We start from the raw sequence: 20,620 nt of genomic DNA, 5'->3' as shown, positions 1-20,620 counted from the left end.
CGGGTGGAAATTCCGCCTGTAATTAGGAAGGAGGCCAACAATGAGCGAACGTAATGCCCGTAAAGTATTAGTCGGTAAAGTAGTCAGCGACAAAATGGACAAAACGATTGTGATTGCTGTAGAAACTTACAAAAAACATGATCTCTACCATAAACGCATCAAAGTGACTAAAAAATTCAAAGCTCATGATGAAAACAACACTGCACAAATCGGTGATACTGTTAAAATCATGGAAACTCGCCCTTTGTCCAAAGACAAAAACTGGAGACTGGTCGAAATCGTTGAAAAAGCTGTTATAATCTAATGTAGTGTAGTTTTTCCGAAAGGAGGATAAATAAATGATTCAACCATTTACACGTTTGACTGTAGCCGACAATTCCGGCGCGAAGGAACTGATGTGTATCCGTGTGCTCGGTGGAACGGGACGTCGTACAGCTCAAATTGGTGACCTGATCGTTTGTTCCGTAAAACAAGCAACACCAGGCGGCGTTGTCAAAAAGGGTGATGTAGTAAGAGCGGTTGTTGTTCGTACTAAACGTTCTATCCGCCGTAAAGACGGTTCCTACATCGGATTTGATGAGAACGCAGCAGTGGTCGTTAAAGAAGACAAGAGCCCACGTGGTACTCGTATTTTCGGACCAGTTGCTCGCGAACTTCGTGACAAAGACTTCATGAAAATCGTTTCCTTGGCTCCGGAAGTGATCTAAATTCACCTTAAATTGTGCCCGTAGGAGGTGTACGAAATGCCAAAAGTGAAAAAAGTTCTGGAATCCCATAACAACAAGCTGCACGTCAAAAAAGACGACACTGTTCTGGTGATTACTGGTAAAGATAAAGGTAAAAAAGGTCGCGTTATCGCTGCTTACCCTCGTCAAAACCGTGTGCTTGTGGAAGGTGTTAACATGATTAAAAAACACCAAAAGCCTAATCAGCTGAATCCACAAGGCGGGATCATCGAGAAGGAAGCTCCGATTCACGTTTCCAACGTTATGCACATTGATCCGAAGAGCGGAAAAGTAACTCGTGTTGGTTACAAAGTTTTGGACAATGGCAAAAAAGTACGTATTGCAAAACGTTCAGGCGAAGTGATCGACTAATTATTTTTTTGAAGAAAGGAGGACTATGATTCATGGCAACAACAAGAATGAAAGAACGTTTCTTGAAAGAAATCACTCCTGCTTTGATGCAGAAGTTCAACTATACAACAGTGATGCAAGTGCCTAAAATCGAGAAAGTTGTAATCAACATGGGTGTTGGCGACGCAGTTCAAAACTCCAAAGTGCTTGATTCTGCTCTCAACGACATGCAACTGATCGCTGGTCAAAAGCCAGTTATCACTCGCGCAAAAAAATCTATCGCAGGTTTTAAATTGCGTGAAAACATGCCGATCGGTGTAAAGGTAACACTTCGTGGTGAGCGTATGTATTACTTCTTGGACAAATTGTTCAACATCACACTCCCTCGCGTACGCGACTTCCATGGTGTATCAACAAAAGCTTTCGACGGACGTGGTAACTACACGCTTGGTCTGAAAGAACAGTTGATTTTCCCGGAAATTGAGTACGATCAAGTTGATAAAGTTCGTGGTATGGATATCGTTATCGTAACGACTGCCAAGACTGACGAAGAGTCCCGTGAGCTTCTGACTCAGCTGGGCATGCCTTTCGCGAAATAATGTTGGCATAACGTTTTGGGCGTCTGATTTAAAGACACCCTGTTCTCCGAAACTATTTAGGAGGTGTCAGGCTAAGTGGCAAAAACTTCAATGAAAGTCAAACAACAACGCGCACCAAAGTTTAAAGTTCGTGCTTATACTCGTTGCGAACGTTGTGGTCGTCCACATTCGGTGCTGCAAAAGTTTAAGATCTGCAGAATTTGCTTCCGTGAATTAGCTTATAAAGGCCAGATTCCTGGCGTGAAAAAAGCAAGCTGGTAAAAAGTCCTGTTTGGGAAGGAGGTTTATACACAATGACTATGTCTGATCCAATTGCAGATATGCTTACTCGTATTCGTAACGCGAACACTGTTCGCCACGAAACAGTAGAAATGCCTGCATCTACAATGAAAAAACAAATCGCCGACATCCTGAAACGTGAAGGATTCATTCGTGATGCGGAATTTGTTGAAGATAGCAAACAAGGGATCATCCGTATTTTCTTGAAATACGGTGCGAACAACGAACGTGTTATTACAGGTTTGAAAAGAATCAGTAAACCAGGTCTTCGCGTTTACACGAAGAGCAATGAGATTCCACGCGTTCTGGGTGGACTCGGGATCGCAATCATTTCAACATCCAAAGGAATCATGACTGATAAAGAAGCACGTCAGTCCAAAGCCGGCGGAGAAGTGGTTTGCTACGTTTGGTAATTTAACGTTTAAAAGATAGGAGGTGCAACAGATATGTCCCGTATTGGTCGTAAACCAATCACAGTACCAAGTGGTGTTGACGTGACTTTGAACAACACAGTGATCACAGTTAAAGGTCCTAAAGGAACATTGACTCGTGAGCTTCATAAAGACATGTCCGTTACTGTGGAAAATAATGAAATTAATGTAGTTCGTCCTTCGGACAACAAACTTCACCGCTCTTTGCATGGAACAACCCGCAGCGTTGTCAGCAACATGGTAAGTGGTGTAACTGAAGGCTTTTCAAAATCTCTGGAGCTGGTTGGGGTCGGATATCGTGCAAGCAAATCCGGAGATAAAATCGTTCTGAACGTTGGATACTCTCACCCGGTTGAAATTTCACCGGAAGCGGGCATCGAGTTCGAAGTTCCTTCGAACACTAAAATCATCGTTCACGGAATTGATAAAGAGCGTGTAGGTGCCTATGCTGCTAAAATCCGTTCCGTTCGTGAACCTGAACCGTACAAAGGTAAAGGGATTAAATACGAAGGCGAGCGCATCATCCGTAAAGAAGGTAAAGCCGGTAAGAAGAAATAAGTTTCTTACCGACTTTGTGCGGTCTTTCTACTGGAAAGACTTCGTACTTCTTTTTTACCCAGTGCGTCTTAGTATAAAGACTTAAAAGGCAAACTGAAGGGAGTGAAAACTTGAGATGATTACAAAACAAGATAAAAATAAAGCGCGTGTCAGAAGACATCTGCGTGTACGTAAGAAAATCGAAGGTACGGCTGTACGTCCTCGTTTGAACGTATTCCGCTCTTCCAAGCATATCTATGCACAACTGATTGATGATGTTGCTGGTGTAACTTTGGTTTCTGCATCCACTATGGATAAAGAATTGAGCAGCGAAATCAAAAACGGTGGCAGCGTAGAAGCAGCTCGTAAGGTTGGCGAACTCGTTGCTAAACGTGCGAAAGAAAAAGGCCATGCTAACATTGTATTTGATCGTGGTGGATACTTGTATCATGGACGGATTCAAGCTTTGGCTGATGCAGCTCGCGAAGCAGGCCTTGAATTTTAAGACATTTCTCAAAAGGAGGTTAACGACTTGCGTGTAGATCCGAATACTTTGGAACTGACTGAAAGAGTAGTAAATATTAATCGTGTAGCTAAAGTTGTCAAAGGCGGACGCCGTTTCAGCTTCAGTGCTCTGGTAGTAGTGGGCGACGGCAACGGCTGGGTAGGCGCTGGAATCGGTAAAGCTGGCGAAGTACCTGATGCGATTCGCAAAGGTATTGAAGATGCTAAGAAAAACCTGGTTCACGTTCCACTCGTAGGCACAACAATTCCTCACCTTGTTACAGGTAAGTTCGGTGCTGGCCGGGTTCTGTTGAAACCGGCATCGGAAGGTACTGGAGTTATCGCTGGTGGTCCAGTTCGTGCTGTACTGGAACTCGCTGGTGTAGGTGATATCTTGACAAAATCTTTGGGTTCTTCGAATTCCATGAATATGGTCAATGCGACTTTGGAAGGTTTGTCCCGCTTGAAACGCGCTGAAGATGTTGCTAAATTGCGCGGCAAATCTATCGAAGAGCTGCTGGGCTAAGGAGGGAATATCATGGCGAAATTAGAAATTACCCTCGTTCGTTCGTTGATCGGCCGTCCTGGTACTCAGAGAACGACTGTTAAAACGCTCGGCTTGCGTAAAATCAACCATAAAGTAGTTCAACCCGACAATGCAGCAATTCGCGGGATGATTAATCAAGTTAGCCACTTGGTTTCTGTTAAAGAAATCGAGGCTTAAGAAATAAAGTTTTTAAACAATAATCAAGGAGGTGCAACGAACGATGAAGTTACATGAGCTTTCCCCAGCTCCAGGCTCCCGCAAAGAACGTAAACGTTTGGGTCGTGGTCCTAGTAGCGGTACGGGTAAAACTTCTGGTCGTGGTCATAAAGGTCAAAACGCTCGTTCCGGCGGTGGTGTACGTCCGGGCTTCGAGGGTGGTCAAAACCCACTGTATCGTCGCTTGCCTAAACGCGGTTTCGTAAATCCTACTCGTAAAGAGTATGCGGTTTTGAATATCGAAGATTTGAACAGTTTTGCAGCGGGTACAGAAGTAAGCCCTGAGTTTTTACTGAACAATGGTATTGTGAAGAACGCGAAATCCGGAATTAAAATTCTGGGTAACGGTGAAATCACTGTGAAATTGACAGTTAAAGCGAACAAGTTCTCTCAATCTGCGGTAGAGAAAATTGAAGCTGCCGGCGGTAAAACCGAGGTGATCTAATGTTCAAGACCCTGAAAAATATATGGCGGGTTGAGGATCTTAGAACCCGAATCCTGTTCACCCTGTTTATACTCTTTGTATATCGTATTGGCTCCTTCGTGCCGGTTCCCGGCGTGAATAAGCAGGTCTTTACTTCTCAGGATCAGGCAGGAAGCGAGTTGTTTGGACTCCTTAACACCTTCTCAGGGGGCGCATTGTATCAGTTTTCAATCTTCGCCCTCGGGATTATGCCATATATTACAGCGTCCATCATTGTACAGTTGCTGTCAATGGACGTGATTCCGAAACTTGCGGAATGGGCTAAACAAGGAGAGCATGGTAAAAAGAAATTGGCTCAAATTACACGGTATGGTACTGTAATACTGGGCTTGATCCAAGCATTCGGAACATCGATTGGTTTCAATCGACTGTACGGTGCAGCGATGATTCCAGGCGCTACTTTTGCAGATTATCTGGTTATTGCCATTGTGCTTACAGCAGGAACTACGTTCCTTATGTGGCTAGGTGAGCAAATTACCGAAAAGGGAATCGGCAATGGTATCTCTATTGTAATCTTCGCAGGAATCGCGGCAGGTATTCCAAGACATATTCGTACGATTGTAGAATCTCAGTTTATTCAAGCGGATCAACTGTTTATGAATATTCTGAAGGCAATTATCATTGCCTTGGTGGTTGTTCTGATTATTGTTGGTGTTATCTACATCCAACAGGGTATTCGGAAAATCCCAGTACAATATGCGAAACGTGTAGTTGGCAACAAAATGTACGGTGGCCAGAATACGCATATTCCGATGAAAATCAATGCGGCAGGCGTTATTCCGGTAATCTTTGCGGTATCATTGCTGCAATTCCCGACAATTATTGCGAGTTTCTGGGCAGATCATGCTTGGGCTAAGTGGGTTACCACTTACTTGTATTATGACAAGCCGCTAGGCATGGTTTTGTATGTCGTAATGATTATCGGTTTCACATTCTTCTATACCTTTGTACAGATGAATCCGCAGCAAATGGCCGACAATATGAAGAAAAACGGCGGTTATATCCCAGGCATTCGCCCAGGTAAAGCCACGGAGAAATATTTGACACGAGTAATGTCACGTTTGACAATGACAGGAGCTTTGTTCCTGGCAGTCATATCCGTTTTGCCGGTATTCTTCGGTTCGCTTTCGGGCTTGCCTCGTTCCGTGCAAATTGGCGGTACTTCATTGCTCATCATTATTGGTGTAGCATTGGATACGATGAAGCAAATCGAAAGCCAACTGATCAAACGCCATTACAAAGGCTTCATCAACAAATAGGCAATAGGTACCGGCTTAGGATGTTCGCATGCTTACCGGCACCTTTTGTGCTGTTTCTTGTGTAGGGGTCGTCTTGAGGAGTGACAGATTGTGAATATTTTGATCATGGGCCCTCCGGGGGCTGGTAAAGGTACACAAGCAGATGTCATTGTGAAGGAGTTCGGCATTCCTCATATCTCGACAGGTGATGCTTTTCGCCTAGCGATGAAACAGGGAACACCTATTGGCATTAAAGCCAAAGAGTATATTGACAAGGGTGAACTTGTTCCGGATGATGTAACAATCGGTATCGTCGAAGAACGGTTGCAGCAGCCTGATTGCAAGAAAGGTTTCTTGCTGGACGGTTTTCCAAGAACTTTAGCTCAAGCTGAAGCATTGGATCAAATTTTGGACCGTTTGAATACGAAACTGGATGATGTCATCAACCTGAAAGTGGATCGTGACAACTTGTTGGCACGAATCACAGGACGGCGAGTTTGTAAAAGCTGCGGAGCTAGCTATCATATTGTCTTTAATCCTCCTAAGGTTGAAGGCATTTGCGATAAAGACGGTGGTGAACTCTATCAGCGTCCTGACGATAACGAAGATAGCGTAAGAACACGGCTTGACGAATATAGTAATAAAACAGCACCACTCCTCACGTTTTATGAGAACCAGAATCTTCTGCGTCATATTGACGGAGAACAGGATATTGATGTGGTTTCCCAAAATATCGTGTCCTTGTTGCGGGGTTAGCTGTAATGATCATTTGCAAGTCGGGGACGGAATCAAGCTTTATGAGGAAAGCTAGAAAAATGAATACTGAAACGGATCATTTTCTAGCGGGACACATCGAGCCCGGTATTACGACCGGTGAACTTGATCATTTAGCTGATCGGTATATTCGCAGTCAGGGAGCTGTGCCGTCTTTTAAAGGTTATAACGGTTTTCCTGCTAGCATTTGCGCTTCAGTCAACGAACAACTGGTGCACGGATTTCCCGGCAAACGCAAGTTAAACAAAGGCGATGTCATTACAAAACCTCGCCAGTTTACAATGTCGCATGCCATTCGGCAATATATTGAGAATCCAAACCGTGGTATTCCCGAACAGGGGCCGAGGCTGAAAACCGGCATTGTGCTGGCTATTGAATCAATGATTCCAATAGGTGCTCACCTTGTAGGGACGCTGGAAGACAACTGGACGGTCGTTACGATGGACGTAATCTCTTGTGCTCATTTTGAGCAAGTGGTGACGGACGAGGCGGACGGCATGGACATTTTCACGAAACTGAGTGCGTAGGTGATTGGAATGAATCAGCAAGGAAACCTGCAAATCGGTCAGCTGGTGAAGATTCTGAAGGGCAGAGGTGCCGGACAGATAGCGGTTGTCGTTTCAATAGCAGATAGCAGGTTTGTGTATATTGCGGATGGGGATAAACGAAAGTTTGATCAAGCGAAGAAGAAAAATGTTCTTCATTTGGTGCCTCAACCAAAGATTAGTAGCGAGATTGTAAATAGTTTAAACGAAAGCGGTCGGGTGACGAACGGAAAACTGCGGTATGCAGTGAAAACTTTCCTGGACTCGTCCGAATACCAAGCTGAAGAGAAAGGAGACTGACTTTGGCCAAAGAAGATGTCATTGAGGTTGAAGGTACGGTAATCGAGCCACTGCCGAACGCTACGTTCAAGGTAGAGCTGGAGAACGGTCATCAAATTCTTGCTCATGTTTCCGGAAAGCTGCGGATGCACTTTATCCGTATTTTGACAGGCGACAAGGTGGTTGTACAGTTATCGCCTTACGATTTAACCAAAGGCCGTATAACGTACCGCAAGTAATTCATGCAGGTTTTTATTAAACGTATGTCATTTAAAAAAACTTGTTTTGCTCGGCAAAACGATGTGAATGTTCACGAAGCGAGTTTTACCAGGGTAAAGCTTGGAGGAGGTAATCAACATGAAGGTAAGACCTTCTGTAAAACCTATTTGCGAGAAATGCAAAGTCATTCGCCGCAAAGGGAATGTAATGGTTATTTGCGAAAATCCGAAACACAAACAAAAACAAGGTTAATAGAAGGGGGTGTAGCGTAAAATGGCTCGTATAGCTGGTGTGGATTTGCCACGTGACAAACGCGTTGAGATCGCCTTGACTTACATTTTCGGAATCGGTAAGACGACTTCTCAGAAAATTTTGAAGGAAACAGGCATCAGTGCAAACACGCGTGTTCGTGATTTGACTGAAGATGAAGTGAGCAAATTACGTGAAACGATCGACAAAGAAGTTAAAGTAGAAGGCGATCTGCGTCGTGAAATTTCCTTGAATATTAAACGTCTGACTGAGATTGGCTGCTACCGTGGTGTTCGTCACCGTCGTGGATTGCCTGTTCGCGGACAACGTACTAAAACTAATGCTCGTACCCGTAAAGGTCCTCGTCGGACTGTAGCGAACAAAAAGAAATAAGAAGGGAGGATAACATTCAATGGCTAAACCGAAAAAAGTTGTACGCACAAAACGCCGTGACCGTAAAAATATCGAGAGTGGCGTGGCACACATCCGTTCCACGTTCAACAACACGATCGTTACGATCACAGATCCACACGGTAACGCAATCTCTTGGGCCAGCTCAGGCGGCATGGGATTCCGTGGTTCCCGTAAATCTACTCCATTCGCAGCACAAATGGCCGCAGAAACTGCTGCTAAAGCTGCTATGGAACACGGCATGAAGACTGTCGAAGTCATGGTTAAAGGACCTGGTGCAGGTCGCGAAGCAGCAATTCGCTCTTTGCAAGCTGCTGGTCTGGAAGTTAACCTGATCAAAGACGTAACTCCGGTACCTCATAACGGATGCCGTCCTCCAAAACGTCGTCGCGTCTAATGAGATTTCTCCTCTGCGTGTAGTATAGATCCGGCACAAACTGCCAAGAATGGATGTTTAGGTGTACTACATGATAGACTATGGATAAGGTGAATGTTTCATATAGGAGCGACGTTTTGAAGGAGGGATATTGCAGTGATAGAAATCGAAAAGCCGAAAATTGAGACGGTTGACGTCAATGATGATGGCACCTATGGAAAATTCGTAGTAGAACCGCTGGAACGCGGATACGGCACGACGCTTGGAAACTCGCTTCGCCGTATTCTGTTATCCTCGTTACCGGGGGCAGCAGTTACATCGGTTCAAATCGATGGGGTTCTGCACGAGTTTGCAACGGTTCCCGGTGTGAAGGAAGACGTAACGGAGATCATTCTGAACTTGAAAGCTTTATCGCTTAAAATCCACTCAGATGAAGAGAAAGTACTCGAAATCGATGCGGAAGGCGAAGGAGTTGTAACGGCAGGTGATATCCGTGCGGATAGTGATGTGGAAATTCTTAATCCGGATCTTCACATTGCAACGCTCGGACCGGGTTCGAGACTTCACATGCGTATTTTTGCCAATCGCGGTCGCGGTTACGTTAAGCAGGATCGGAATAAACGTGATGACCAGCCGATCGGCGTCATTCCCGTCGACTCCATCTACACTCCGATTGCACGCGTGAACTACGGCGTAGAAAATACGCGTGTCGGCCAGGTTACGAATTATGACAAGCTGACACTTGAGGTTTGGACAGACGGAACTATTCGTCCTGAAGAAGCTGTGAGCCTTGGAGCCAAAATTTTGACCGAGCATGTGATGTTATTCGTGGGTCTCACGGATGAAGCAAAAGATGCAGAAATTATGGTCGAAAAAGAAGAAGACAAGAAAGAAAAAGTTCTTGAAATGACGATCGAAGAGCTGGATCTCTCCGTCCGTTCCTATAACTGCCTTAAGCGCGCTGGTATCAATACGGTACAAGAACTCACGACTAAATCTGAAGAAGATATGATGAAGGTCCGCAACTTGGGTCGCAAATCTTTGGAAGAAGTACAAGAGAAGCTCGAGGAACTTGGTTTAGGACTTCGTACGGAAGAATAGTACAGCAACGGTTTTGTGAAGGAGGGGAAACTACATGGCATACCAAAAATTGGGCCGTAATTCCAGTGCCCGTAAAGCTTTGTTTCGTGATTTGGTAACCGATCTGTTCTTGTATGAGCGTATCCAAACTACTGAGGCTAAAGCGAAAGAAGTTCGTTCTATTGCTGAAAAACTGATCACCAAAGCGAAAAAAGGAGATCTGCACGCACGCCGTCAAGTGGCTGCGTTCGTTCGCCGTGAAACTTTGGATGGTGAGCAGGATGCAATCCAAAAGCTGTTTAGCGAATTGGCTACACGTTACAATGAGCGTCCAGGTGGATACACTCGTATCCTGAAACTGGGACCTCGTCGTGGCGATGCCGCTCCAATGGTATATCTGGAATTGGTTGACCGCGCGTAAACAGGCGAAGATGAGGGAAGGGTGGACAGAATCGGCTTGATTCTGAACAACCCTTTTTTTCTCTTGGAGGAGTCCTTGAGGGGCTTCTCCTTTGTTATGTTCGGTTATTTCCTGTAAGACCAGAGAATACCCCTGCAAAGGTGTGAGAAGCATGCGGAACTTGTGCATGAAGGTGAACTATGATGGAACCCAATATGACGGCTTTCAGACGCAGCCTAGTGGCAATACCATTCAGGACTGTCTTGAACATGCTATATACTCATTGACGGGCGAACGTCTTAAAATTACAGGCTCAGGACGTACAGATGCAGGTGTGCATGCATACGGGCAGGTATTCAATTTTCATACTGAATCGCCGATTCCGGTACATCGCTGGTGTCTGGCACTTAATGCCTGGCTGCCTCGTGATATTATCGTTACGGATGCGAGAGAGGTGCCACTGTCCTTTCATGCACGCCGCATGGCGAAGCGAAAGACGTATCGGTACAGTATAAATGCGAACCGGTTTCCAGACATCTTTCATCGTCGTACACAGGCTCATCATCCAACGAGGCTGGATGTAAGAGCGATGGAAAAAGGCTTGGCCCATTTAGTTGGCACCTTTGACTATACTTCGTTCGCATCCCGACGTTCCCAAAAGACGAATCATATTCGTACCATTTACGACGCCTATATAACAGTAGATCATTCCTTTTCACGTCCAGGGTCGGATGATCAGGGAATTATTCATACTTATATTACAGGCAGCGGATTTTTGCAGCACATGGTTCGAATTATAATGGGGACTTTGCTGGAAGTGGGAGAAGGCAAAAAATCGCCGGATGATATTCCTTCCATTTTGGAGGCTAAAAACCGTTCAAAGGCTGGCCCTACGGCCGTTGGACACGCTTTAACGCTCTGGAATGTAGAGTATGAAGAAAACATCAAAAAACATTGATTTTTCCCTTGCAGAATTGATGGTTATCCTGTAATATAAAAGTTGTGTTTTCTTAATGGCTTTCCCACAGCCCCATTTAAGATAATCACTTTATAGCAACATCTAATCCATCGATAATGCAGCAACTTAACGAACGAAGATAAATGATGATTTCTGTTAACGAACTTAAGGAGGATACTTTTCATGCGTACTACGTATATGGCGAAGCCAAATGAAGTTGAGCGCAACTGGCACATCATTGATGCCGAAGGCAAAACGCTCGGCCGTCTGGCAAGCGAAGCGGCTGCGTTGATTCGCGGCAAACATAAGCCACAATTTACACCACATGTGGACACAGGTGATTTTGTTATTGTAATCAATGCGGAGAAAATCGTATTGACCGGTAAAAAAATGGAGAACAAGAAATACTATCGTCACTCCATGCACCCAGGTGGTCTGAAAGTAACAGTTGCACAAGATATGGTTAAGAACAAACCTGAACGTATGTTGGAATTGGCTGTTCACGGTATGCTTCCTAAAACTCGTCAAGGCGAAAAAATGAAGCTGAGACTTAAAGCTTACAGAGGTACAGAGCATCCACATGCAGCACAAAAACCTGAAGTTTACGAACTTCGCGGATAATTAAAAGGGAGGACAGTTTCATGGCACAAGTACAATACTATGGGACAGGTCGTCGTAAACATTCGGTAGCTCGTGTTCGTCTCGTACCGGGTGAAGGACGCATTGTCATCAATAAGCGTGATATTAATGAATATTTCGGTTTGGAAACTCTCAAACTGATCGTAAAACAACCACTGAATCTGACAGAGACACTTGGTAGCTATGACGTACTTGTTATCGCTCATGGTGGTGGTATCTCTGGTCAAGCAGGCGCAATTCGCCACGGTATTTCCCGTGCTCTGTTGAAAGCAGACCCAGAATTCCGTCCAGCTTTGAAAAAAGCAGGCTTCTTGACTCGTGACCCACGTATGAAAGAGCGTAAAAAATACGGTCTCAAAGCTGCTCGTCGTGCTCCACAGTTCTCGAAACGTTAATATTTCGAATACAGAAGAACCTTTTCCATATGGAAAAGGTTCTTTTTTTATATAGATCATTAACTGTTCATTAACCATATGTGGATAAATAGATCTACCCTAGAATTTCATGGCCTCATTTGTCCTGCAGATACATAAATAGCAGCATACATTGTACAGAGTACATAAGTTATCCACGATGTAACTAAGTTCGATATGGTTATGCACAAATATAGTTTGCTGTTTTAGCATGGTTTATCCTGTAATGTTTATAACCTGTGACTAAAGTATAGTTCAGCTTTTTTTGGTTTTCCCTAATTTGATAAAGGGCTCAAGGATTTCTTTTGGCTGAGCAATGTCTATTTTCTCCTGTGTAGTAATGCAGCAATGATGATGAGTTTCTCTAACCATAGAGAAAGGGCTTAAGTAGGGCTCCAGTTACGTTCATGGCCTTATTTGTGTCCAATGCAATAATTCCTCAAGAAGGGTCTCTGTGCGCCCTATAGGAGCGAATAGGGGCTTATTAGCGATCTATGAGATACACCTTTTATTAATTTCTCAATAGAAAGCTCGATTGCCCTCAGAGTTCCAATTTGGTGTGGAATTCTTTGGGGGAATCTTGTAGTCAAATGCTAGCTTAACTTGAGCTGATCCTGGCCACGTATGCATCATCTTTGAATGCATATGTAAATATGACAACCGAACCTAAATATATTTTCTGGATCAAATCTAAGGCTAATCATGGATCAAAGGCACAACGCTTTTTTCCTCAGATATGTTTATCTGATCGTAATAACCCATTCCAGTCAGAAATACGACGGCAAACGCGTATTGGGCATATTCTTTGGTTCATGTAGAGTAGATAAAGCGTCTTCGCCAACCTAAGACAATTTTCAAGTGTTGGGTATAAGAATATTTTATATAAAGGAAATGAACTTGGTTAGGTATGCAGGAGAGCGTTAAAGAATGCTGACAGAACAGCGTTTCTGCATAATGCGAGAGGATGGATGTTTACCTCATGACGTTTTTTCTTGGATTGACAATAAATATGAAAGTTTTATACTGTACTTAATCTTATTAGTTTAGTCGGCATTGTTGAAGTGGCACTTATTTATGAATCTTCATATGGAGGCGCATTGATAATGAATTTATTGGAGAAAGAAGCGTTGATTAGAGTCAAGGCAAGTGAACTCGAAGAGGCTACGCCTGAAGAAATTATCCAGTATGCAGTTCATACATTTCCGAACCTTACTTTTGCTTGTAGCTTCGGAGCAGAAGATGTAGTGCTAGTAGATATGCTTCAAAAAATTAGTCCTGCTACCGACATATTTTATTTGGACACCGATTTTCATTTTCAAGAAACCTACGACACGCGAGATCAGATGAAAGCGAAATACAATCTGGATTTTATTAGAGTCTCTCCCTTAATCACTCCTGAAGAGCAAGCTGCGGAGCATGGAGAGGAGCTATGGAAAACAGATCCTAATGCATGCTGTGGTATACGTAAAGTTGAGCCGCTGACACGCATTCTGTCTCAATACGATGCATGGATTACCGGTATTCGCCGCGATCAGGCACCTACCCGTGCAAATGCAAAAAAGGTAGAGTATGATGAAAAGTTTGGCCTCGTTAAATTTAACCCCTTGGCGAGCTGGACCTCTGAGGACGTATGGAGCTATATTCACACTCATGAAGTACTGTATAATCCATTGCATGACCGTAATTATCCTAGTATTGGTTGTGAGCAATGCACACGCGAAGTCCTGCCAGGGGAAGATCCACGTGCGGGCCGCTGGTCAGGCAATGAGAAAACAGAGTGTGGGCTTCACAAATAAAATGGTGTGCAGGTAGCTCTGAGACTTATTTATGAATAGAAAGGAAGTGCATTATGACTGCAATTCTTCCGCATGGCGGAACGCTCGTTAATAGAAATATTACAGGTCCCGAGCAAGAAGCGCTGTTGCAGGTTGCAAGTGGCTTGCTTCCTATCCCTGTAAACTCATGGACAATTTCCGATCTCGATTTGATTGGAGTGGGGGCCTTTTCTCCATTAACAGGATTTATGAATGAGGCAGATTATCGTTCAGTGGTAACGGATATGCGGCTCGCTGATGGTACAGTCTGGAGTATACCCATTACCCTTGCAGTAGCAGAAAGCATAGCCAGTGAACTGAAACTAGGCCAGCAGGTTGCTTTGGTGGGGGAGACAGATGGCATAATCTACGCTGTACTTGATATTGAGAGTATGTATCAGGTGGATCAGGCTGAGGAAGCAAGATATGTATTCAAGACGGATGACCCCGCTCATCCTGGTGTAAACAAACTGTTAGATCGACCTGCTACCTATGTAGGCGGAACTGTACAAGTGCTGAATCGACCTGAACCTACCCGATTTGGCGAATTTTATTACACACCAGCGCAGACACGTAGACTTTTTGCTGAAAAGGGCTGGAAGACAGTGGTCGGTTTTCAAACGCGAAATCCGGTACACCGGGCACATGAATACATCCAAAAAAGCGCCATGGAAATTGTGGATGCGTTATTTCTTAATCCACTCGTTGGAGAGACCAAGTCAGATGACGTTCCAGCAGATGTGCGTATGAAGAGCTATCTGACGTTGCTGGACAACTATTATCCGGCTGATCGAGCTTTTCTGGGAGTCTTTCCTGCTGCTATGCGCTACGCTGGTCCTAGAGAGGCTATTTTCCATGCTATTGTGCGAAAGAACTTTGGCTGCACTCATTTTATCGTCGGAAGAGATCATGCCGGTGTAGGGGACTATTATGGTACCTACGAAGCACAGGAAATTTTCAAGCACTTTACACCTGAAGAGCTGGGGATTACCCCGTTGTTTTTTGAACACAGCTTTTATTGCACCCGGTGTGGAAATATGGCCTCAAGCAAAACATGCCCACATCCCAAGGAGCATCATTTGACGCTCTCTGGTACCAAGGTAAGGGAATTGTTGCGCTCCGGGGTTTGTCCGCCACCTGAATTTACACGACCAGAAGTCGCTCAAGTGTTGATTGAAGGTATGAAAGAATATGTTCATGCCTGAGTTGTACTAACTACACGCCTCGTCCCATATAGATTATTAGTATCTGTATAGGACGGAGGCGTTTTGTTATGCAAAAAAACAACCGTAAAAAAGAGGTTACACTGTGGATTCGATATCGGACGCTGCAAAAAATGCTTTTAGGCTGTTGTCTCGCTGTTCTATTTATCATGTTGACATTGTATGAGATACCTGCTTCGAGAGCCTGGATTCACTGGAGTCTACCGCTTGCTGGTAAGGTAATTGCTATTGATGCCGGGCACGGAGGGCCTGATGGAGGAGCGGTCAGCAAAGAGGGTGTCATTGAGAAGGATATTAATCTGGCGATTGCTTTTTATTTGCGTGATTATTTGCAGCAAGCAGGAGCTGTTGTTGTCATGACACGTGAGGATGACCGCGATCTGGCACAGCAAGAAACAAAAGGCTATTCCAGAAGAAAAACAGAGGATTTAAAGCAACGAGTACGTATGATTGAGGAGCAGAAAGCGGACCTCTTTTTAAGTATTCATATGAACAGTATCCCGTCCAGCCGTTGGAGTGGAGCTCAGACCTTTTTCGTACCTAATCATGCAGATAACGAGAATTTGGCGTCCTTAATCCAGGAAGAAATCAAACGTAATTTGGAAAATACGGACAGAGTGGCTAAGACCGTGAACACAGTCTATTTATTAAAGGCACTCAAAATGCCGGCAGCTCTTGTAGAAGTCGGATTTTTGTCCCATCCAGAAGAAGCTAGAAGACTCAGTGACGAGAACTATCAAAGACAAGTGGCTGCGTCTATATATAAAGGGATTTTGCGTTACAGTGCAGGAGAAAAGGGGACCTCCTCAGCACCTGAAGCCAGATAGTGGTATACTGTAAGTGTTTACCACTACATAAATCATAAAGCAGAGGTGCTGATTATTCATGCAATCAAGAGAGCAGGTTATAGAGCTACTTCAGCAAGTACGGGAGCCCCAAACGGGGCGTCGTTTGATTGATCTCCATTTTATTCGGGATGTCGTTGTTAAAGAGGATCGGATCTCATTGACTGCTATTACCCTGGATAGTCAGGAAAAGACGCGGTCAGAACTGGATCGGGAAATCCGGCAAACGTTAGAAGAAGCGGGATTAAGTAACGTCCATATTCGTATTCGTGAGGCATCTGAGTCTGAAAAATCAACTATTCAAAATGAACAGGATACCGGGGAGGTAGCTGATCCGGTATTGACCAAAGGCCATGCTGTGGGTATGGAAGAACATGAGCTGCTTAACCCAGCATCTGGCGTACGATTTATTGCCATTGCAAGTGGAAAAGGTGGTGTCGGAAAATCGACAGTAGCTGTGAATTTAGCAGCAGCTCTAGCTAGACAGGGTAAGCGTGTGGGTTTAATTGATGCTGATATCTATGGATTCAGTGTGCCGGATATGATCGGGGTAGAGGATGTACCTTCTGTCGAAGATGGTATCATTCAGCCAGTGGAGCGATTTGGCATTAAAATTATGTCTATGGGCTTCTTTGTTAGAGAAAACAATCCAGTCATTTGGAGAGGTCCCATGCTGGGGAGAATGCTCAGACAATTTTTTAGTGATGTCGAATGGGGCAAGCTGGATTATATGATCCTCGATTTACCACCAGGTACAGGTGATGTGGCACTTGATGTACATCAAATGATCCCTCAGAGCGAAGAAATCATTGTCACTACTCCACATGCGACGGCCGCCTTTGTGGCTGCACGTGCGGGGGCAATGGCTCTTCAAACGGATCATAAGGTCATAGGCGTTGTGGAGAATATGTCCTATTATGTGTCCTCCACCGGAGAAAAAGACTACGTTTTTGGACGGGGAGGCGGGGCTATGTTGGCAGATACACTCCATACGAAACTGCTGGCACAAATTCCGCTGGGTATTCCAGATAATCATCCGTCAGAAGCTGATTTTTCCCCATCCGTTTATAAACCGGAGTCGGAGACAGGGGCTATTTATAATGATATAGCTGCTCAAATTACGAGGTTACACATGGAATCTAAATAATAAAAAAGGCTGGTTTTGAACCAGCCTTTTTTTTACTGACCTCCTCCTTGTCCGCCTTCTCCGCCGCCTTCTCCTCCACCCCCATCTTGCTTTTTGTCCCCAGAGCCACCTTGCTCTCCGCCTTTTTTCTCAACCTTAGGTTGAAGTTCCTCTTGTACAACAGTTTTGAGTAAATTCATAACTTCAAGCCGAAAAATTGGATTCTGCATAGCATCATGCATGACTGTCATAGATTGTTTGCGATATTCTGGAGTTTTAGTTAAGTCCATAAACATCTTGGTTAACTCTGGGGATTTTAGCATCGCTTCAATTGATTTTTGGTAAGAAGGGTCTTTTATAAGCTGCATATGAAGTTGTTTGCTTTGACTGTTGATAGCTTTGGCAAATTCTCCGGCAAAACGCGGATCAGTCATAATTTTTTCGATTTCTTTTTTATATTCAGGTGAGACCAAAGTATCTTTTACTGCGGTTTTCATCTGTTCTGCTGATTGCGTGGTCATCAGCATTTTCATTGCCACGCTGCCCCCAGATCCACCTTGTTCACCACTTTGACCGGATTTCTCCCCTTTTTCTCCAGTTAAAGCTTCTTCTACCGCCTTTTTTCCATCATCGCTCTTTAGGATATCGACAACCATCGTTTTCATCTCTTTATAACTGTTCTGGGGAGGTGCAGAACCCTGATCCGAGCCACAGCCGCTCAGTGCAACGCCCAGTACGCATACCATGCTAACAAATCGCAAACGAGTCCAATTCATGGCCGTATTCCTCCTTTATCATGAATGCGGATAGTATGCGGATGATTGGGGAGAAATATGTCGAGTTGTTTTTGGTTTTTAACTGAGAACGATGTAAAATAACTCCTTAAAGACCCAAAGCTTGATCGCGAACCTCTTTACCTTTTACTGTGCCCTGTTGCAGCAATTCAGATACAGTTACGAATTCATAACCTTGTGCTCGCAACTTGTCGATAATGACGGGCAACGCTTCATGGGTTTGTTTACAAGAATCACTGGCATGAAGGAGGACGATATCTCCAGGATGGGCTTTATTTACAACACGGTCGATGATGACTTGCGTACCAGGGTTTTTCCAGTCTAAGGAGTCAGTATCCCATTGAATGGTTTTGTAGCCCAAAGTGCTGGCAACTTGAAGAACCCTTTTATCAAAGTCACCATTAGGCATACGGATTAACTTCGGGGATTGTCCAGTCAGCTCGGTTAATGTGGTATGAGCTGTTGAAATTTGCTTACGAATCTCTTCATCGCTTAAGCTGCTATAATTTTCGTGTTTATGACCATGGCTGCCAATCTCAAATCCGCTTTCTTTAATTTGTTTTACGAGTTCTGGATGTGTTTTACTCCAAGGTGCAGAAAGAAAAAAAGTCGACTTGGTCACTTTTTTATCTTCGAGAACTTTTAAAATGGGGGCAGTACGCTTATCACCCCAGCTAATGTCGAAGGTGAGAGCGATCAGTTTTTTATCGGTAGGTACACTATAGATGGCAGTTGGTGCTTCCTCGGAAAACACTGTAACATTATCGGTTTCTACATAAATGACTCCAGCAGTAAAGACGGCTGCTGCCATTACGATCAGGAATCGTTTGATTTTTTTGCCGTTCAATACGTAGAAAAAAGAACTCATAGTTAATGCCCCTTTCATCCTAGAAGTGCTTGTTTACTTAAAGCTATGCTAGGGGTTGTCAATTATTCCATTGGACTAATCGGAGGAATCAACAAATGGGTATAAAAGCATTTTTTCATGTTTTACGAACAACTAGACGGTTAATTTTGATCTCTGCACTTTTTTTCTGCGCAAGCATTGTAGTGGGATGGTTAAGTACGGGTACTATTCAGTCCATGTTGACCCAACAAGTGGAGGGACTCGGGGGAGTGGCGCAACGTTTACAGAACTCTGAGCATCCACAATGGAGTTTTTTTGTGTTTATCTTTTTCAATAATGCAATCAAATGCGTGTTAGTTATATTCGCTGGAGCTCTTTTTGGAATCGTGCCCTTTATATTTTTAATTGTGAACGGAATGGTTTTAGGCTTTGTAGTACACCTACAGGCAGATATGGGAAGAAGTATGTATGAAATTGTCGTAAAAGGATTATTGCCACACGGTGTGATTGAATTGCCTATTTTGATTATCGCCTGTACCTTCGGATTAAAGTTTGGAACCAATATAATTTCTACCATTGGTGCAAGTATAGGAATGAAACGAAAAGGTAATGGTCCATCGTGGAAGGATTTTTTGAGACAAACGTTAACCGTGTCCATATGGTCTGTCATCTTTCTGTTTATAGCAGCTGCGATTGAGAGCGGCATAACTTATCGTTTACTGTCGCATTAAAATAAAATGGCCAATTGTTTATATATTTCCCGAAAATTGAACATAACAAAGGGGAGAGCGTAAGAAAAAGTTTAAAGATGCATCGGAGTAAGTTTGAGACCTTAGCAGTTGAGTTTAAAAATAGGTAAAGTTTGGAACAACTAATTGAGCAAATATAAGCACTATATAATCTGCTGATAAGGGAGTATGGTCATATGTTGGGTATGCTGTTTAACGAAAAGGAATGCAAGGAACTTGACTACGTTCTTCGTAAGGAACTAGATGAAATGCTGCTTGATATGAGTGATACTCGATTGGATCAGGATATCCGTTATGCAATAGCACTTCGATATAAAACAGTCTTCCGCATGTATGCCCGTTTTGCACCCGCCAAGGAACTATCCAAATATGCACGCAGAGGCCGAGTCCCCCAGACCAAACAATGAAAAAATGAAAGAAGAACTATATCAAACAAGATATCAGAAAGTTAATATACTTTCTGATATCGAAAAAAGTATTGACACTATTCATTATCCATGGTAAATTAATTTTCGTTCCTTTTTGAAGGATTTGCTCGAAAAAAAGAATTAAAAAAACTCTTGCAAAACTCAAAAAGAAATGATATATTATAAAAGTCGCCGCTGAGATGCGGTGATGGAGCAAAGTAAGATACAATGAAAGTTTGATCTTTGAAAACTGAACAACGAGTGAGTAAACTGATTTTGTTCGCAAAATCAAACATGAGATATTTTATCTCGTCAGTTTCAAAATGAGCTAATCGCTCTTTCGATAAACCAGCTTCGGTTGGTCTTTAATGGAGAGTTTGATCCTGGCTCAGGACGAACGCTGGCGGCGTGCCTAATACATGCAAGTCGAGCGAGGTTACTTAGAAGCTTGCTTCTAAGTAACCTAGCGGCGGACGGGTGAGTAACACGTAGGCAACCTGCCCACAAGACAGGGATAACTACCGGAAACGGTAGCTAATACCCGATACATCCTTTTCCTGC

32 protein-coding genes and 1 rRNA gene are annotated in these 20,620 nt (G+C 43.8%); 31 read left to right on the top strand and 2 right to left on the bottom strand.

Annotation, left to right across the window (positions count from 1 at the left end; genetic code table 11):
• Nucleotides 1-40: 40 nt before the first annotated feature.
• The 28 genes from rpsQ to FKV70_RS24640 all read left to right on the top strand — a co-directional run bounded on the left by rpsQ (nt 41) and on the right by FKV70_RS24640 (nt 17,283).
• A complete protein-coding gene (rpsQ, locus tag FKV70_RS24775) occupies nt 41-304 on the top strand; it encodes a 30S ribosomal protein S17 (protein WP_007432574.1) in 264 nt (87 codons plus the stop codon).
• Between the two features lie 34 nt (nt 305-338).
• A complete protein-coding gene (rplN, locus tag FKV70_RS24770; RefSeq protein WP_007432573.1) occupies nt 339-707 on the top strand; it encodes a 50S ribosomal protein L14 in 369 nt (122 codons plus the stop codon).
• A gap of 36 nt (nt 708-743) precedes the next feature.
• On the top strand, nt 744-1,097 hold the full coding sequence (gene rplX, locus FKV70_RS24765; RefSeq protein ID WP_013312155.1) for a 50S ribosomal protein L24: 354 nt from the start codon (nt 744-746) through the stop codon (nt 1,095-1,097).
• Between the two features lie 32 nt (nt 1,098-1,129).
• Entirely contained in the window at nt 1,130-1,675 is a 546-nt protein-coding gene (gene rplE / locus FKV70_RS24760; RefSeq protein WP_007432571.1) for a 50S ribosomal protein L5, read from the top strand.
• A gap of 75 nt (nt 1,676-1,750) precedes the next feature.
• On the top strand, nt 1,751-1,936 hold the full coding sequence (locus FKV70_RS24755) for a type Z 30S ribosomal protein S14 (protein ID WP_010348808.1): 186 nt from the start codon (nt 1,751-1,753) through the stop codon (nt 1,934-1,936).
• 32 nt (nt 1,937-1,968) lie between these two features.
• Entirely contained in the window at nt 1,969-2,367 is a 399-nt protein-coding gene (rpsH, locus tag FKV70_RS24750) for a 30S ribosomal protein S8 (protein ID WP_007432570.1), read from the top strand.
• Nucleotides 2,368-2,400: 33 nt separating this feature from the next.
• A complete protein-coding gene (gene rplF / locus FKV70_RS24745; RefSeq protein ID WP_063211159.1) occupies nt 2,401-2,943 on the top strand; it encodes a 50S ribosomal protein L6 in 543 nt (180 codons plus the stop codon).
• Between the two features lie 115 nt (nt 2,944-3,058).
• On the top strand, nt 3,059-3,427 hold the full coding sequence (gene rplR, locus FKV70_RS24740) for a 50S ribosomal protein L18 (protein WP_007432568.1): 369 nt from the start codon (nt 3,059-3,061) through the stop codon (nt 3,425-3,427).
• 27 nt (nt 3,428-3,454) lie between these two features.
• Complete coding sequence (gene rpsE / locus FKV70_RS24735) at nt 3,455-3,952, top strand: 30S ribosomal protein S5 (protein ID WP_013373261.1); 498 nt, start codon at nt 3,455-3,457, stop codon at nt 3,950-3,952.
• A 12-nt stretch (nt 3,953-3,964) separates the two neighbouring features.
• Nucleotides 3,965-4,150, top strand: a complete 186-nt coding sequence (gene rpmD, locus FKV70_RS24730) for a 50S ribosomal protein L30 (protein ID WP_013373260.1) — start codon at nt 3,965-3,967, stop codon at nt 4,148-4,150.
• Nucleotides 4,151-4,193: 43 nt separating this feature from the next.
• Nucleotides 4,194-4,634: a 50S ribosomal protein L15 gene (rplO, locus tag FKV70_RS24725; RefSeq protein WP_013312149.1), complete on the top strand. Its 441-nt coding sequence runs from the start codon at nt 4,194-4,196 to the stop codon at nt 4,632-4,634.
• Nucleotides 4,634-5,932, top strand: a complete 1,299-nt coding sequence (gene secY, locus FKV70_RS24720; RefSeq protein WP_063211157.1) for a preprotein translocase subunit SecY — start codon at nt 4,634-4,636, stop codon at nt 5,930-5,932. Before rplO ends, secY begins: the two co-directional genes overlap by 1 nt.
• 90 nt (nt 5,933-6,022) lie before the next feature.
• The gene (locus FKV70_RS24715; RefSeq protein WP_031462305.1) at nt 6,023-6,667 is read left to right on the top strand and encodes an adenylate kinase; all 645 of its coding nucleotides are present in this window, start codon (nt 6,023-6,025) and stop codon (nt 6,665-6,667) included.
• 5 nt (nt 6,668-6,672) lie between these two features.
• Entirely contained in the window at nt 6,673-7,212 is a 540-nt protein-coding gene (locus tag FKV70_RS24710) for a M24 family metallopeptidase (protein WP_063211153.1), read from the top strand.
• A gap of 9 nt (nt 7,213-7,221) precedes the next feature.
• Nucleotides 7,222-7,530 carry a KOW domain-containing RNA-binding protein gene (locus FKV70_RS24705; RefSeq protein WP_142614869.1) on the top strand — a complete coding sequence of 103 codons (309 nt, stop codon included), beginning with the start codon at nt 7,222-7,224 and terminating at the stop codon, nt 7,528-7,530.
• Between the two features lie 2 nt (nt 7,531-7,532).
• Nucleotides 7,533-7,748: a translation initiation factor IF-1 gene (gene infA, locus FKV70_RS24700; protein WP_006212898.1), complete on the top strand. Its 216-nt coding sequence runs from the start codon at nt 7,533-7,535 to the stop codon at nt 7,746-7,748.
• 118 nt (nt 7,749-7,866) lie between these two features.
• Nucleotides 7,867-7,980, top strand: coding sequence for a 50S ribosomal protein L36 (gene rpmJ, locus FKV70_RS24695; RefSeq protein ID WP_003333770.1), 114 nt, complete (start codon nt 7,867-7,869; stop codon nt 7,978-7,980).
• A gap of 21 nt (nt 7,981-8,001) precedes the next feature.
• A complete protein-coding gene (rpsM, locus tag FKV70_RS24690; protein WP_007432560.1) occupies nt 8,002-8,370 on the top strand; it encodes a 30S ribosomal protein S13 in 369 nt (122 codons plus the stop codon).
• 19 nt (nt 8,371-8,389) lie between these two features.
• The gene (rpsK, locus tag FKV70_RS24685) at nt 8,390-8,785 is read left to right on the top strand and encodes a 30S ribosomal protein S11 (protein WP_007432559.1); all 396 of its coding nucleotides are present in this window, start codon (nt 8,390-8,392) and stop codon (nt 8,783-8,785) included.
• Nucleotides 8,786-8,920: 135 nt separating this feature from the next.
• Nucleotides 8,921-9,865: a DNA-directed RNA polymerase subunit alpha gene (locus FKV70_RS24680; protein WP_013373254.1), complete on the top strand. Its 945-nt coding sequence runs from the start codon at nt 8,921-8,923 to the stop codon at nt 9,863-9,865.
• A 34-nt stretch (nt 9,866-9,899) separates the two neighbouring features.
• Complete coding sequence (gene rplQ, locus FKV70_RS24675) at nt 9,900-10,265, top strand: 50S ribosomal protein L17 (protein WP_013373253.1); 366 nt, start codon at nt 9,900-9,902, stop codon at nt 10,263-10,265.
• 151 nt (nt 10,266-10,416) lie between these two features.
• A complete protein-coding gene (truA, locus tag FKV70_RS24670) occupies nt 10,417-11,202 on the top strand; it encodes a tRNA pseudouridine(38-40) synthase TruA (RefSeq protein ID WP_142614868.1) in 786 nt (261 codons plus the stop codon).
• Between the two features lie 183 nt (nt 11,203-11,385).
• Nucleotides 11,386-11,823 (top strand): 50S ribosomal protein L13, encoded by a 438-nt coding sequence (gene rplM, locus FKV70_RS24665; protein ID WP_064795931.1) that lies wholly within the window; start codon nt 11,386-11,388, stop codon nt 11,821-11,823.
• Between the two features lie 20 nt (nt 11,824-11,843).
• On the top strand, nt 11,844-12,236 hold the full coding sequence (gene rpsI, locus FKV70_RS24660; protein ID WP_013373250.1) for a 30S ribosomal protein S9: 393 nt from the start codon (nt 11,844-11,846) through the stop codon (nt 12,234-12,236).
• A 1,121-nt stretch (nt 12,237-13,357) separates the two neighbouring features.
• A complete protein-coding gene (locus FKV70_RS24655; protein WP_142614867.1) occupies nt 13,358-14,050 on the top strand; it encodes a phosphoadenylyl-sulfate reductase in 693 nt (230 codons plus the stop codon).
• Between the two features lie 53 nt (nt 14,051-14,103).
• The gene (sat, locus tag FKV70_RS24650; RefSeq protein WP_142614866.1) at nt 14,104-15,273 is read left to right on the top strand and encodes a sulfate adenylyltransferase; all 1,170 of its coding nucleotides are present in this window, start codon (nt 14,104-14,106) and stop codon (nt 15,271-15,273) included.
• Nucleotides 15,274-15,341: 68 nt separating this feature from the next.
• Nucleotides 15,342-16,118, top strand: coding sequence for an N-acetylmuramoyl-L-alanine amidase CwlD (gene cwlD, locus FKV70_RS24645; RefSeq protein WP_063211143.1), 777 nt, complete (start codon nt 15,342-15,344; stop codon nt 16,116-16,118).
• A 58-nt stretch (nt 16,119-16,176) separates the two neighbouring features.
• Entirely contained in the window at nt 16,177-17,283 is a 1,107-nt protein-coding gene (locus FKV70_RS24640; RefSeq protein ID WP_142614865.1) for an Mrp/NBP35 family ATP-binding protein, read from the top strand.
• Between the two features lie 32 nt (nt 17,284-17,315).
• Here the strand turns inward: FKV70_RS24640 and gerD are convergent, their stop codons facing one another.
• Together gerD and pdaB are read right to left on the bottom strand one after the other, a co-directional pair.
• Nucleotides 17,316-18,038 (bottom strand): spore germination lipoprotein GerD, encoded by a 723-nt coding sequence (gene gerD, locus FKV70_RS24635; protein ID WP_142614864.1) that lies wholly within the window; start codon nt 18,036-18,038, stop codon nt 17,316-17,318.
• A 106-nt stretch (nt 18,039-18,144) separates the two neighbouring features.
• A complete protein-coding gene (gene pdaB / locus FKV70_RS24630) occupies nt 18,145-18,924 on the bottom strand; it encodes a polysaccharide deacetylase family sporulation protein PdaB (RefSeq protein ID WP_063211137.1) in 780 nt (259 codons plus the stop codon).
• A gap of 95 nt (nt 18,925-19,019) precedes the next feature.
• On the opposite strand from pdaB, the gene FKV70_RS24625 reads away from it, so the two are divergent.
• From FKV70_RS24625 to FKV70_RS24615, 3 genes are all read left to right on the top strand, one after another.
• Nucleotides 19,020-19,634 carry a stage II sporulation protein M gene (locus FKV70_RS24625; protein ID WP_142614863.1) on the top strand — a complete coding sequence of 205 codons (615 nt, stop codon included), beginning with the start codon at nt 19,020-19,022 and terminating at the stop codon, nt 19,632-19,634.
• Between the two features lie 194 nt (nt 19,635-19,828).
• Nucleotides 19,829-20,059, top strand: a complete 231-nt coding sequence (locus FKV70_RS24620; RefSeq protein ID WP_013312131.1) for a hypothetical protein — start codon at nt 19,829-19,831, stop codon at nt 20,057-20,059.
• Nucleotides 20,060-20,424: 365 nt separating this feature from the next.
• Nucleotides 20,425-20,620 (top strand): 16S ribosomal RNA (locus FKV70_RS24615); the annotation flags it as partial.

It is taken from the genome of Paenibacillus ottowii, assembly GCF_006874425.1.
Classification (GTDB): Bacteria; Bacillota; Bacilli; order Paenibacillales; family Paenibacillaceae; genus Paenibacillus; species Paenibacillus ottowii.
This window is presented reverse-complemented; position numbering and strand designations above follow the sequence as displayed.